This window comes from Uliginosibacterium sangjuense (assembly GCF_059132465.1).
In genome coordinates this window covers 1,551,677-1,565,387 of record NZ_CP101132.1, presented here as the reverse complement: position 1 = coordinate 1,565,387, position 13,711 = coordinate 1,551,677, and the positions used below count along the sequence as shown (strand labels likewise).

The following is a 13,711-nucleotide window of genomic DNA, read 5'->3' as shown; positions in this document are numbered from 1 at the left end:
CATGAAGGTAAGCGCTCAGACGAGCGCCCAGAACCAGACTTCCTTGCAATTGAAGTAACAGTGCGAATGGCAGACCGCGCCCGCATTGCTGGGCTCCAGCAAGTCGATATGCCCGCCGTCGTAGCCGGAAATCCGGTGAAAGAACACGACACCGCGCTGTCGTTTCAGCGCCTCCAGCGCTTTTCCTGGGTCGGTGAAGACCTCCGGCGCTCCGAAAGCTTGCGGCTTGCTGAGCTGATCAGCCAGGCGCTTGGCACCCGGCTCGATCTGCTTACCCTGATGCTTGCCTGCCTTGACGACAAGACGCCCCCAGAAGGGCACTTGCGCACTCAGCAAGGCGAGGCTCATGCGCACCGCGCAGGTGTTGAGATAAGCAGGGCTTTGCCGCGTCAGCGCAGCTTGCTCATAGCCCAATATGGCGTACAGCGCTTCGCCGGAGAGATAGGACGCCTGGGCATAGTCCGATGAAAAATGTGCCGACTTGAGCGCTGCATAGCTGGGCTTCATCGTTTCTCCTTGCAGGCGAGCGAGGTGCGCAGTGCCTCTGTGATCAAGACCGAGGCACGCTTCTGCAGGTGGGCAGTGCTCTGCTTGCGCAAGTGTTCGAAGACGATCTCACGCAGGGTGACGGACTTGGCCACCTGGTAGGCACACCAGTCGCGCCCCTCCGTGGCATCCAGAACACCCAGCAGATAAAGCTGGGCGCGCTCGCGCCGTGCGGCGTCGCTGTCGGTATAGGCAGCGAAGAAGTCCGCACCGGAGAGGTTCACGCTGTCCGGAGACAGCGAGGCGGTTTGTGCCCACGCAGCCCCAGTTATGCCGAGGCCCAAGGCGCAGGTCATCATGCCGCGCAACACCGGGACAAGGGCCTGGAGAGACTTAGCTGATTGCATACTTGAAGTCTCCCTTGTCGCTCGCACTGAGCTTGATCTTCTTGATCTCGCGCCCTTCGGCCATGCGCGCGAGCACGCTGCCGGCGATCTCGGGCAGCATGGTGCCGTTGAGGATGTTGTCGACGTTGCGCGCGCCGGAATCGACCTCGGTGCAGCGCGCCAATACCGCCTCGACCAGCTCGTCGGTGTAGCTCATCGCCGCGTGGTGGTTGGCTTCGACGCGGCGTGCGATGCGATCAAGCTTGAGGCGGATGATCTGTTCCAGCACATCGTCGGAGATCGGGTAGTAAGGCACCACCTTCAGACGACCGAGGAAAGCAGGCTTGAACGCCTTGTTGAGCTGCGGACGGATCAACTGATCCAGTTCGTCCGGGCTGGGCAAGTCGTTCGCCGGCTTGTTCAGGCAAGCCTGCATGAATGTGCTTGAGCCGACGTTGCTGGTGAGGATGATCAGCGTATTGCGGAAGTCGATCTCACGCCCTTCAGCGTCATCCATCACGCCCTTGTCAAACACCTGGAAGAAGAGTTCGAGCACATCGGGGTGAGCCTTCTCTACTTCGTCGAGCAGCACGACGGAATAGGGCTTGCGGCGCACCGCCTCGGTGAGCACGCCACCTTCGCCATAGCCTACGTAGCCCGGAGGCGAGCCCTTGAGGCCGGAGACGGTGTGCGCCTCCTGGTACTCACTCATGTTGATGGTGATCAGGTTGCGCTCGCCGCCGTAGAGCGACTCGGCGAGGGCCAGCGCAGTCTCGGTCTTGCCGACGCCGGACGGACCGACGAAGAGGAACACGCCCTTGGGCTTGTTGGGGTCCTCCAGATTGGCACGCGCCGTACGCACGCGCTGGCACACCGCTTCGATGGCATGCGGCTGACCAATGACGCGCGCCTCCAGCGAATCCTTGAGCGTCAGCACAGCCTGGATTTCATCCTTGACCATCTTGCCGAGCGGGATGCCCGTCCAGCTGGAGATGATCTCGGCCACCACGTTGCCATCCACCTGCAGCGGAACCAGCGGCGTCTCGCCCTGCATGCCGCGTAGCTCGGCAGACAGGGTGTCGAGTTCAGCATGAGCATCGCTCCTGGGCGCAGCCTTGGCTTTGCCCTTGGTCTTCTTGCCATCGTCGGCCGTCACGAGCTCGGGTGACGTGGTGGCTTGATGCTCCAGGGCAGCGCGCTGCGCGCCGATCTTTTCAACCAGGGCCTTCTCCTGCTCCCAGCGTGCGCGATCGGCCGCCAGTTGCGCGTTCAAGCTGCTGCGCTCCGCCTCCAGCTCCTTGATGCGAACGGCATGGTCGTGGCCGGTGGCACGCTCGCGCGACAGCGAAGCACACTCGGCCTCGATCCGGTCCAGGCGCTTGATGGCATCTTCGATACGCGCGGGCGTGGCGCTCTGGCCGAGGGCCACGCGGGCGCAGGCGGTGTCGAGCACGCTGATGGCCTTGTCGGGCAGCTGGCGGCCGGTGATGTAGCGGGCCGAGAGGCGCACGGCCTCGGTGATCGCCTCATCCAGAATGCGCACGTTGAAGTGCTTCTCCATCAGGGCGCTCATCGCGCGCAGCATGGCGCCAGCCAGCTCCTCGCTCGGTTCCTCGACCTTGACGACCTGGAAGCGGCGCGCCAAGGCTGCGTCCTTCTCGAAGTACTTCTTGTACTCGCCCCAGGTCGTGGCGGCGATGGTGCGCAGCTCGCCCCGCGCCAGCGCCGGCTTGAGCAGGTTGGCCGCGTCGTTCTGCCCGGCCTGCCCACCCGCACCGATCATGGTGTGGGCCTCGTCGATAAACAGAATGATCGGCGTGGGGCTCTTCTTCACTTCGTCGATGACATTCTTGAGGCGGTTCTCAAACTCACCCTTCACGCTCGCTCCTGCCTGCAGCAGCCCCATGTCCAGGGTGTGCAGGGCGACGCCCTGCAGCGGGGGCGGCACGTCACCTGTCGCGATCCGCAGGGCCAAGCCCTCGACCACCGCCGTCTTGCCCACCCCCGCTTCACCGGTGAGGATGGGGTTGTTCTGGCGGCGACGCATCAGGATGTCGATCGCCTGACGGATCTCCATATCGCGACCGATCACCGGGTCGATCTTGCCGTCGCGGGCGCGCTGCGTGAGGTTGGTGGTGAACTGATCCAGCGCGGGGGTGCGCGGGTTGCCCTGGGCTGCCGCAGCCATGTCGCCGGCATCCACGTCTTCCGCCGCAGTGCCCATGCTGACCGCCTGGACGGCCTCGTCGGACCCCAGCGTGAACTCCGTCAGCTTGTGCTTGATCTCGTCGAGCGGAAATTGCGCGAACAGACGTGAGCCGCGATTGGCGAGTTGGGCCAGATCGGGTGCGGTCAGCAAGGCCAGCAGCAGATGACCGCTGCGGATCTGCGCATTGCCCGCATCCAGCGAGGCGATCAGCCAGGCCTGCTCAAACAGGGCCGGCAGATGCGGAGAGAACACCGGCGTACGCGTATTGCCATTCTTGAACCGCCCGATCTCAGCGTTCAGGTCGCGCTCCAAGGCCGTGAGGCTGACATTGCATTTGCGCGCCAGGCGGGCGAAGTCGCTGTTGTCGGTCTCGCATAGCGCAAGAAAGAGGTGTTCCAGGTCGACTTCATAGTTGCCGCGCGACATGCACAACGCAGCGGCGCGCTCGGCCGCCTTGCGGCAAACGGGATTGAGCTTGCCGACCAGGACCTTGAGATTATTGGACATAGTGAGTGACTCTCGGGTGTATCAGGCTGCCTGCAGGGACAGCGGATCGTGGTTGATTTCGTAGGCCATGTCGCGCCGGTGCTCATGCGTCAGACGCGTCAACATCCAGGTGTTGTGGCCGAGCCGCGCGGGTGCCATGCCGCCACCCAGGTGGGCCGGGCGCACATCCTCCTTGCGCAGTACGAGGCGCACGGTGCATGTGACCGTGATGCCCGCCAGCAGACTCAGTAGATGTGCAATGGCATGCGCCGCCTCGCCGCCCGGCAGGAAGCGGTCAAACTGCTCGCGCGACAGCGGGCCGATCTCCAGCGCGATACTGGTGCCGCACTCCCACATGCGCTGGCCACACACGGTGTCGACACCCAAGCGTGCATTGGCCAGCCCCAGTGCGCTCTGCTCGCTGGCCGGCAGGTTCTGCCAACGTCCGGCGAACTGTTCCAGGCGCACCGGCACGGCGAAGTGATCTGCCAGGATGCGTTCGATCAGATGCCCAGGCCGTGCCGACTGACGCAGCGCGCCTGCGTAGTAGGCAAGCGTTTCAGCGAGCACGGGCTGGGTCGCTTCACAGACTTCTGCCCGCAAGTGCCGGTTGCCCACGCCCACCAGCGACAGCATCATCGGTAGGAAACGCTCCTGGCGATCACGCTCGTACTGGAAGTAAAGGCGGTACTTCTCCCATGCGCGGTAGAACAGGCTCACCGCACGGTTGGAGAAAAGATCGAGGAAGGCGCGGGCACTGTGGTCGCGCAGGCTCACCTCGCGTGCAATCAATTGCTCGGTATAGCTGCGCGGAAGCACCCCGCTATTGCCCGTCATCCCGATGAAACTTGGCGTGAGACGAACCCCCTCTGCCTCATCCAGTGCAGGCTCAGCCGCCTTCTCCGGCCAGGCCAGTTCTTGTTGGGGCGCGCTGCGATAGTCGAACTCCAGCCCTTCGATCTCGCTTGGCGCAAAGCCGATGTGCAGAGAATTCGTGAAACGGATGCGCTCGCCCACGACCTCTTCCTGCGCCCGTCCCTCGCGCCGGAAGAATGCGGAAAGCACCCGCACCGCCTGGAAGAACTCGAAACGGTAAGGCTCAGCGCGCAAGCGCTCAATCACGCCAGGATCTGGTCGCCGTTGCGTGCTGGACATTTCAGGATTTCCTCACCACTCTCATGCGAGGTGACGCGCAGACGGGTGAAACTGTTGACGTGAACGTAGAGACCAAAGAAGTGATCGAGCACCCGCGCGAACTGCTCGACACCGATGCCGACAAAGTGCACCGGGTCGACCGCCAGTTCGATCTCGATCCCCTTCACGAAACAGGGAAATGGATTGCTCGTCACGCGCGCAGTCGCCACGCGGTGACTGATCGCCGCCAGGCCATCAAGCAAGCGACGATTGGTAGCCGAGCGATGGATGTCATAGAGCGCCAGTGTTTCCTTCAGCGCATCGAGACCGGTTTCCGTGAGGGAGAGATGATTCAGCGAGAGGTGGGATATCAGCTTCCAGTGCGCCCCTTCCCCCTCGACACGGACACTGGACGTGGGTTTGCGCAGCAGCGAGATACTGCGCGCCAACGAGCCCCCTTCCATGAACAGATCGCCGCCCGCCATCCCGAACGGCATCTGCGCGGGCAGATCGCGATTGGTACAGGTGAGCTCGATGGAGAGCGTCTCGGTCTTTTCGGCGCGCGGATCGAAATCAAGGTCGACCACCGAGATTTCGTATTCGTGACCCGGGCTGCGCTCAGCCACCTGTTCGTCGCGTCGTACCTGATAGAAACGCCCGGCCCGCTGTAAGGACTGGCCGTGTTTGAGCGAGTAGTACGGGCTGTATTCGCGCAGCTGTTCGCCCTGCGCGGTCTTCTCGATCTTGCGTACCGCATCGACGGCATACACCTCGAAGGCATGTGCCCGCCTTGCGTCCGGCAACAAGGTATAGCTGCTGCGCAGATGACTCAGGCGGATCGGTTCGGCACTCTGCTGGAACAGATTGATGACCGGCGTGCAGTGCGTCAGAAAGTTGGCCGTGCTTACCCGCTCCATGATCCGGGCGCCACGGGCTTCGACGTTGCGACCATCCAGCACGAAATGGAGCGAGAACTGACGACAGCCCGCTGGCAGATGCTTGCGCACTTCAGCCAGACTCAGGTCGATGAAGTTGAACTTCTCGGGAAAGGCGAAGAACTCGGTCAGTAAGCGATAGGCCAGATGCGAACGGGCGTCGTAGTCGAGCAACTCTTCGTCAGCACCGAAACCTGCTGCTTGCGCCACCTCCAGCGGCAACGGCACCCAGCGATGCCCCCCCGGCACCTCCACGCAGACGCTGGCTGCGCGTGAAAGCATGGTCTCGCGTAAATGCGAGACAAGCGAGGTCTCGCCGTCCACAAAGAGCCGCAGACGGTCGAGTCGCAGGGTGTCGAAAGCCAGCTGAGGCGAGCTCAGCTCGATATCCAGACTCAGCAAGCCAGCGGCACCGGCCGGCGGCAGATAGCCACGGGGCGGAGTAAACGACTCTGAAAAGCGCGCAGCGGCGACACGTACGGGAGCCAGGGCGACTGGGTAGGCCGTGCGGAACTTGCACACGACGCCCTTGACCGGCCGCGTACTCAACGCGGTATGGCGGGGCAGCAAGCTTGGCCCCGACATCTGCGCATCGGCACCCGCGAGATCGAAACGTGCGATCGAAAATGACGGCAGCGGGCGCAGATAGTGCGGGTAGAGCACGCCCAACAGCGAATGCGTGAGTTCGGGCAACTCGTCGTCCAGCTTCTTGTGGACGCGCGCCGTGAGCAGGGCGAAGGATTCAATCATGCGTTCGACATGAGGATCCTCGCAGGACTCACCCGAGATCAACAGGCGTGATGCAATCTTGGGATAACGCGCGGCAAACTCTCCCGCATGACGACGCAGGAAGGTCAGCTCGCGCTCGTAGTAAGGCAGCAGGTCGCGCATGGCTATCTCACACCCGACAGACCGCGCGACTTCGCCACGGAGTATTGCAGGGTGGTGGGTTGCAGCAGTGCGTCAAAGGTGACCGGCTCAGCGGTCGGCGCCACGTACAACACAGCATTGATGCCGAACTGCAGACAACCGACAGCGCGCCGGTCGGCCTCCAGCCTCACGCTCACATCGCGCAGGCGCGGCTCGTGATGCGCGATGCTGCGCTCCAGCGTGCGGCAGATACGGTCGCGGTCGGCCGGATTGGCCAGACTAAAGCCGACGAAATCGGCCATGCCAAAACTCGCCACCGAACGGTGTGCTTCCGGGTAGGCCTCGAAAGCGTCGGCCTGCATCGCCGCACGGCTGTTCAGCAAGGCCTCAAGGTCACGCGCAACGGAGTCCTTCAGCTCATCGACCGACCACCTGCGCAAGGGATCGTGTTCAGTGGAGCGATGCGGCGCATCGTCAGAGAGTCGTTCAAAGAGGGTCGGCAGAAAACCAGCCATCACATGCATCCCGCGCAGGTCCGCTTCACGCAACCGGGCAGCGGATCCAGGCCCGTTGCAGGCGCGTCGAACAGGGCGACACGCCTGCGCTCAACAGCTCGTTACACGTCGTAGGTCGGCGTGTTCTTGGCCAGACTCCACTTGGCAATCTTGTTGCCCTTGGTGCCGCCCTTGATGTCTTGTGCGGTGTAGGTCCACTGCACCGCGGCATACTTCAGCGCGAACTGTTCGACCGGAATGCCTTCACCCTGCACGGTGGGCGACACGGCGGACACCAGCACATGCTTGAGCTTGACCTCCAGATACTTGACGCGCTTGTCGCCGTCGGCGCGCATGAAGTCGATGGTGACTTCGTCGAAGGTGTGGCCGGCGGAACAGGCTTCCCACAGGCGAGGCGAGGTCAGATCCAGGTCCTTGACGAAAATCATCTCGTCATGTTCGCAACGTTCGGCCGTGAAACCGCCGGCAGTCGAAGCGGTCGCGGACTTGGGCTGACGAATCTGGTGTGCCCACGAACTCACCTCGATCCACTCCTTGTGGTCGTTGTCGCGTGACTCACCCTTGATGTCGTACTTGCCCTTGAACTGAATGTAAATATCCTTCACGTAGTGCTCCTAAAGAGGGATGGAGGGAAAAATCAAGCGCCCTTGGCTGACTGCGGCAACTCGGCCACCAGGCGCAGGGAGACCGAGAGTTCATCGAGCTGGAAGTGCGGCCGCAGGAAGGAGACAGCGCGGTACACACCGGGCCGTCCAGGCACTTCCGAGACCTGGATCGAGGCTTCGCGCAGCGGGAACTGCGCCTTGGCCTCCTGTGACGCGCCGTCGTCGAGCAGCACGTACTGGGCGATCCAGTTGTTGAGGTAGGTTTCGACGTTGCCTGCCGAGGCAAAGCTGCCGATCTTGTCGCGCATCATCGCCTTCAAGTAATGGGCAATGCGCGAGACCGCAAAGATGTACTGCAACTGGGAAGACAGTACGGCATTGGCATTGGCGGCATCGGTGTTGTACTTCTTCGCCTTCTGCACCGACTGCGCGCCGAAGAAGGCGGCGTAGTCCGAGCCCTTGCAATGCACCAGCGGGATGAAGCCCAGGTCGGACAGTTCCTTCTCGCGCCGATCGGTGATGGCAATCTCGGTCGGGCACTTCAGCGCCACCTCACCATCGTCGGTCTTGAAGGTGTGAGTGGGCAGATCCTCGACCAGGCCACCACCTTCGACACCACGGATCGCGGCGCACCACCCGAAGTGATCGAAGGCGTCCGTCAGGCGGGCAGCGAAGGCATAGGCGGCATTCACCCACAGGTACTTGCTGTGGTCACTGCCATCCACCTCTTCCACGTAGTTGAAGCCCTCGACCGGCGTACCGTCCTTCGGGTTGTAGGGCAGACGACCCAGGAAGTGAGGCAGGGTCAGGCCAACGTAACGTGCGTCCTCGCTGTCACGGAAGGAGCGCCACTTGGCGTACTCGACGGTATCGAACACCTTCGCAAGATCGCGCGGCTTGCCCAGGTCGGTGAAGCTTTCCAGCCCCATCAGCTCCGGCGCGGCCCCTGCGATGAAAGGCGCATGCGAGGCGGCCGCCACGTGTGCCATCTGGTCGATGAAGTACATGTCCTCGGGCTGGCGGCCAATCTCGAAGTCGCCGATCAGCGCACCGAAAGGCGCACCGCCAAAGGTGCCGAATTCTTCCTCGTACACCTTCTTGAACAGCACGCTCTGGTCGAAATCGATCGCGGACTTGAAGTCCTTGATCAGATCCTTCTTGTTCGTGTTGAAAACCTTGATCTTCAGCATCGTGCCGGTGGAGGTCTGCTTGCTCAGATACTCCAGGCCGCGCCACGAAGCCTCCAGCTTCTGGAATTCAGGGGCATGCATGACAGCCGAGAGCTGCGTCGACAACAACGCGTCCAGCTCGGCGATGCGCGCATCCAGGGTGGCGGACAGGTTCTCGGAGATCACCACCGCACCGTCCATCACCTGCGACACGAGTTCGCCAATGATGTCCCGGGCACGCGAGTGCTCGGCAGCAGACTTGGCTACCTTGCTCTCGGCAACGATCTGGTCCAGCAGGCTGTTGGCTTCGGCAGCCACAGCCACCGGCTTGAGAGAAGTCAGTTCGGCGCTCATGGCTTACTCCTTGTTGCCCGATTCACGATTGATGGCTGCCAGTTGCTCCGTGTTGGTCAGCACCTGTTGCAGGATGTCATCCAGCTTTTCGTTGCCGGCAAGCTTGCCGCGCAGGTCTGCCAGCTTGTTGCGTGCCTCGAGCAGCTTGCGCAGGGGCTCGACCTGCTGCACGACGGACTCGGGCCGGAAGTCCTCCATCGACTTGAACTTCAGCTCGACCCCCAGCTCGCCCTCACCCGTCAGGGTGTTCTTGACGCGATAGGTCGCGCGCGGCGCCATGCCTTGCAGCACATCGTCAAAGTTGTCGCCATCAATGTTGACGAACTTGCGATCACGCAGACGTGGCAAGGGCTCTTCCGGATTGCCCGAGAAGTCGCCCATCACACCGACGACGAAGGGCAACTCCTTCTGTTCGATCGCGTCGCCGATCTCGACGTCATAGGACAACTGGACCCGAGGCGGGCGCACACGGTTGAGTTTTTTCTGGATGCTTTCGGACTTGGCCAAGATACTTCTCCCTTGCACTGATTCGACAGGCGTGATGACTCACCAAGGCGATCCGAGCCGACCCCGGACCCGCCATGCACTAATTGCTTCCTACTTGAGACTGCTGAATGGATTCGACGCCTGCGGCGACGCTGGCTTGCTTGGCGCGACCGAAGGCACGCTCGTCTTTGGTGTGGAACTCGCTGCCGCAGATCGGTTTGTCGCCGGGCGACTCGCGCGTGATTTCGCAGGGCTCTCTGCCTCAACCAAGGGCACCAGCTCGTCCTGCCCCAAGGTCTCGCGCAGGCTACGCGCCAAGCGCTCGGCCTCGGAACGCGTATTGCCGCGCAGACCGGTGTCCGCCGACATATCCGACAAAGCCCTGACCGCCACTCGCAGACTGGCCACCACCGCCAGCGCCTTCGCATCGCGACGTGACGGGTCACGCTTCATGGCCTCGTCCGCCGCCTCGATCGCCGACGGATAGTTGTCGGCATCGAAGTGAACCTGGGCCATCTTGACCCATGGCATGGCCGACGCTGGATTGGCCCGGGCCGATGCATCCAGGAGCTCCATCCCCTTCTCCTTCTCACCCGCATCAAGTGCTTGCAGCGCGTCGCGATAAAGCGCGGCGGAGTTGGGCGGAGCGGATGCGGGCGCGGAGCGCGACGCGCAACCGGAAATGACGACAGACGCGACCAATAAACCGATCAACGGCTTAAAAATGAATTGCATGATTTGCTTCTCTATAAAATCAACATATTTGTCGTTTCTAGACAGACAACCACAAAAAAACGCCCCCTGACCGGGGCTAAATAAACGATACCAGCACGTCGTGAAAAATATCAATCCAGCCCAAAGGGCAGTACTCTTCACATTCAAATTACATTGAGAGAGACTGCTCACGCCCACTAGATTCGGCAGAGACAAGCACGGCACTCAGCGCCTAGAGACCTGGCAATCCCACGCAACGAGAATGAATTTTATCGTTAAAATTCATAGCGTTACTTAACACAACAAAGCATTGGTAGATCACAGCAGGCGCAACTTAAGCACCCATGACACTCGTTTGGCATATTGTGTTAAATATCACAGACAACACAAACAAGGCGTTTATGAAAAACATGTCGATTTTGTTGTTTTTCTGGACAAGCGGTCGATTGATATAGACATCCGGATATTCTCGATTACAAATCGACATTTACCGTAGAAACACAGCTTTTATGCAATCTAGCCGTTTGATTGAAATCACGACCGCCCTTAAGGGAATACTGATCTGCATATTCATTTCCGGGTGTTCGACCAGCGGTTTGGGGAAAATCGCCGATGGATCGATGGAACTGGTGGGTCTCAAAAAACCCGACGCGCAGCTTCCGTCCATGCCCAGCAAACCCGCTACGCCCGCCGAGGTACCGCTCGTCATACATGCCGGCAACAACCTCAACGCAGACGCACGGGGACGCCCCATTGCGCTGGTGCTCAAGCTGTACAAGCTGCGAGACGACGCCAGCTTCCGCGCAGCCGCCTACTCCGCGCTGTCGGACCCCGCTCGTGAGAAGGATGTCTTGTCTACCGCCCTGATTGAAGCGCGCGAGCTCACGCTACTTCCGGGACAGCGCCTGGAGCTGAAGGAACGTCTGCCGGAAGGAAGCATCTACCTGGGAGTGGCGGCATTCTTCCGTGCCCCCGCCGGCGACCGGTGGCGCGTCAGTCTTCCGATGGATGGCATCAACGCTCGCGGCGTCACGATCGGTGTCCATGCGTGTGCCATGACGGTGTCACAAGGCGTCGTGAGCGGACAGAACAGCAGCGAGGCAGCATCCCTGTCGGGTGTGATCTGCCGCTGACCGAAACAATCCGACCAAGCAGGTAACGCAGTGAAGAACACACAGAAGTTGTTATGGGGCGAGGGGCTCTTCCTGAAGCCCCAGCATTTCCAGCAGCAAGACATCTACCACGAGCAAAGACTCGCCCAAGCCTTGCACGCCACCCACCCCTATCTGTGGGGTGCGAGCCAGTTGCGGCTGGACCGCGACGCACTGGAGAGCGGCTTGCTCCGATTCAACGAGGTCCGCGTGATGTGGCCCGATGGCGAAACGCTGGACGCGCCCACAACCGATCGCCTGCCAGATGCCCGCAATCTGGTGGACATCGACATCCCGGCAGATGGGCTCGACTTTCATCTGTGCTTGCCACTGCTGCGCGAGGATGGCAGTAACTTCTCTTCGCCCGGCAAGCAGACCAGCGTCGCGACGCGCTATCAGCAGGACAGCATCAACGCACTGGACCTCTATACACAGGCCGTAGGCAGCGAGTTGGCCGTGCTACGCAAGCATGCGCGCCTGCTGAGCGATCTGGAACCCCGCGAACAGTACGTGTCACTGCCTGTGGTGCGTATCCGGCGCACCGCGTCGGGTGCCTACGAGAGCGACCCCGCGTTCATGCCTCCGGCATTGAGCATCAACGCCATCCCGGCGCTCGAATCGATGCTGCGGCGCTTGCTCGACATGCTGCAGGCGAAGTGCAACGCCCTCTACGGGCACCACCGCGAGCCATCCAAACACGTCATCGAATTCCGCTCGGGCGATGTGGCCTCGTTCTGGCTGTTGCACACGGCCAGCGCAGCCTTCGCCCAGCTGTCCCACTATCTGCATCATCCCCGCCTGCACCCCGAGCGCCTCTATCAGAGCCTGCTCGGCCTGGCCGGGCAGTTGCTGACTTTCGCGAAGGCCTACAGCCTGGACGATCTGCCGGTTTACCACCACGGCGCCCCAGGCCCGGCCTTCCTGAAACTGGACCAGATCATCCGGGAGCTGATCAACACGGTAATCTCGGCACGCTACGTCAGCATTGGTCTGCAGGAGACGAAGCCGGGCTACTTCGTCGGCAGGCTCGACTCCGAGAAGCTAACCCAGGGCGCATCGTTCTACGTAGCTGTAGCGGCCGACCTGCCACCTGCCGAGTTGGTGGAGACCGTTCCGGTGCGCTTCAAGCTCGGCGCACCAGACGACGTCGACCGCCTCGTGCTGTCGGCCATGCCGGGCGTGAAGCTGCAGGCTGCACCACAAGTACCCGCTGCCATCCCGGTGCGCCCCGGTGCCTACTACTTCTCGGTCGAGGCACACGGCCCCATCTACGAACGCATGATGCAGGCAAAGACGCTCTGCCTCTATGCCCCCAGCGGTTTCCCCGACCTCAAACTCGATCTCATGGCGGTCATCGAATGAGCCTCTCAGCCCCCACCATCTTCGGCAACACCCCAAGCAAACCGAACACGTCCCACCCCCAGGCCGAGGTCGCGCGCAGCCCGCGCAGCCTCGTTGACCTGCTGCACGACGGTTTCTACCTACTGTTCATGCTGCGCAACCGCGCCGCGCCGACAGACGCCGCCATGTTCCGCGAACGCATCCGGCGCTTCCTCGATGATTTCGACAAGAACGCAACGCGACAACACGCCTCCCCGGACGACATCCATTCGGCCAAGTACGCATTCTGCGCACTGGTCGATGAAGTCATCCTGTCGAGCAACTTCGCCATCCGCGATGCCTGGGAGCGTCAGCCCTTGCAACTGGCATTGTTCGGCGAGCAACTTGCCGGTGAGCAGTTCTTCGTTCAGTTGGAGGTGCTACGCGCCCAGGGCGCCAAGCGCTTGCCTGCGTTGGAAGTCTTCCATCACTGTCTGCTCCATGGGTTCAAGGGCAAGTACCTGCTAGAGGGGCCCGAGAAACTGCATTACCTCGTCGCGCGCGTGGGCGATGAAGTCATCCATCACAAGGGCAAGCGTGCCAGCTTCGCGCCACACTGGGCCATTCCAGATCGCATCAAGCACGCCCTGCGTAGCGAGGTACCGATCTGGGTGATCACCTGCATCATGGCCTTGGTAGGGATCCTGGGCTTCATCGGGCTGAAAGCCTACCTGGACGCCCACACGCAGAAGACGCTCAGCCAGTACACCAGCATCGTCAAGCTTGCTCCGCGCAGCGCCAACGTCACGATCACGCTCCCCTGATCTCATGGGCGACCCCAGGGTCGCCCCCGGAATCACCACCATGTTCCCTTCGCCCTCTGCCTCTGCC

13 protein-coding genes are annotated in these 13,711 nt (G+C 61.8%); 3 read left to right on the top strand and 10 right to left on the bottom strand.

Annotated elements, in window-relative coordinates:
- Window positions 1–15: 15 nt before the first annotated feature.
- From NMB43_RS07115 to NMB43_RS07070, 10 genes are all read right to left on the bottom strand, one after another.
- Window positions 16–507 carry a T6SS effector amidase Tae4 family protein gene (locus tag NMB43_RS07115; protein ID WP_494351455.1) on the bottom strand — a complete coding sequence of 164 codons (492 nt, stop codon included), beginning with the start codon at window positions 505–507 and terminating at the stop codon, window positions 16–18.
- Window positions 504–893 carry a Rap1a/Tai family immunity protein gene (locus NMB43_RS07110; RefSeq protein ID WP_494351454.1) on the bottom strand — a complete coding sequence of 130 codons (390 nt, stop codon included), beginning with the start codon at window positions 891–893 and terminating at the stop codon, window positions 504–506. The genes NMB43_RS07115 and NMB43_RS07110 overlap by 4 nt, the downstream gene beginning before the upstream one ends.
- Window positions 880–3,588, bottom strand: a complete 2,709-nt coding sequence (tssH, locus tag NMB43_RS07105) for a type VI secretion system ATPase TssH (RefSeq protein WP_494351453.1) — start codon at window positions 3,586–3,588, stop codon at window positions 880–882. The genes NMB43_RS07110 and tssH overlap by 14 nt, the downstream gene beginning before the upstream one ends.
- A 21-nt stretch (window positions 3,589–3,609) precedes the next feature.
- Window positions 3,610–4,722: a type VI secretion system baseplate subunit TssG gene (gene tssG, locus NMB43_RS07100; RefSeq protein WP_494351452.1), complete on the bottom strand. Its 1,113-nt coding sequence runs from the start codon at window positions 4,720–4,722 to the stop codon at window positions 3,610–3,612.
- Window positions 4,686–6,527: a type VI secretion system baseplate subunit TssF gene (gene tssF, locus NMB43_RS07095; protein ID WP_494351451.1), complete on the bottom strand. Its 1,842-nt coding sequence runs from the start codon at window positions 6,525–6,527 to the stop codon at window positions 4,686–4,688. The genes tssG and tssF overlap by 37 nt, the downstream gene beginning before the upstream one ends.
- A gap of 2 nt (window positions 6,528–6,529) precedes the next feature.
- Complete coding sequence (gene tssE / locus NMB43_RS07090; protein ID WP_494351450.1) at window positions 6,530–7,021, bottom strand: type VI secretion system baseplate subunit TssE; 492 nt, start codon at window positions 7,019–7,021, stop codon at window positions 6,530–6,532.
- Window positions 7,022–7,122: 101 nt separating this feature from the next.
- A complete protein-coding gene (locus NMB43_RS07085) occupies window positions 7,123–7,626 on the bottom strand; it encodes an Hcp family type VI secretion system effector (protein ID WP_494351449.1) in 504 nt (167 codons plus the stop codon).
- Between the two features lie 32 nt (window positions 7,627–7,658).
- Window positions 7,659–9,149 (bottom strand): type VI secretion system contractile sheath large subunit, encoded by a 1,491-nt coding sequence (gene tssC / locus NMB43_RS07080; RefSeq protein ID WP_494351448.1) that lies wholly within the window; start codon window positions 9,147–9,149, stop codon window positions 7,659–7,661.
- A gap of 3 nt (window positions 9,150–9,152) precedes the next feature.
- On the bottom strand, window positions 9,153–9,656 hold the full coding sequence (gene tssB, locus NMB43_RS07075; RefSeq protein ID WP_494351447.1) for a type VI secretion system contractile sheath small subunit: 504 nt from the start codon (window positions 9,654–9,656) through the stop codon (window positions 9,153–9,155).
- A gap of 90 nt (window positions 9,657–9,746) precedes the next feature.
- The gene (locus NMB43_RS07070) at window positions 9,747–10,370 is read right to left on the bottom strand and encodes a tetratricopeptide repeat protein (RefSeq protein WP_494351446.1); all 624 of its coding nucleotides are present in this window, start codon (window positions 10,368–10,370) and stop codon (window positions 9,747–9,749) included.
- Between the two features lie 488 nt (window positions 10,371–10,858).
- Here NMB43_RS07070 and tssJ point away from each other — a divergent pair, with 488 nt between their 5' ends.
- The 3 genes from tssJ to icmH are packed head-to-tail and all read left to right on the top strand — an operon-like array spanning window position 10,859 to window position 13,644.
- A complete protein-coding gene (tssJ, locus tag NMB43_RS07065; protein ID WP_494351445.1) occupies window positions 10,859–11,482 on the top strand; it encodes a type VI secretion system lipoprotein TssJ in 624 nt (207 codons plus the stop codon).
- A gap of 30 nt (window positions 11,483–11,512) precedes the next feature.
- The gene (gene tssK / locus NMB43_RS07060; RefSeq protein WP_494351444.1) at window positions 11,513–12,862 is read left to right on the top strand and encodes a type VI secretion system baseplate subunit TssK; all 1,350 of its coding nucleotides are present in this window, start codon (window positions 11,513–11,515) and stop codon (window positions 12,860–12,862) included.
- Complete coding sequence (icmH, locus tag NMB43_RS07055; RefSeq protein WP_494351443.1) at window positions 12,859–13,644, top strand: type IVB secretion system protein IcmH/DotU; 786 nt, start codon at window positions 12,859–12,861, stop codon at window positions 13,642–13,644. The genes tssK and icmH overlap by 4 nt, the downstream gene beginning before the upstream one ends.
- Window positions 13,645–13,711 lie beyond the last annotated feature (67 nt).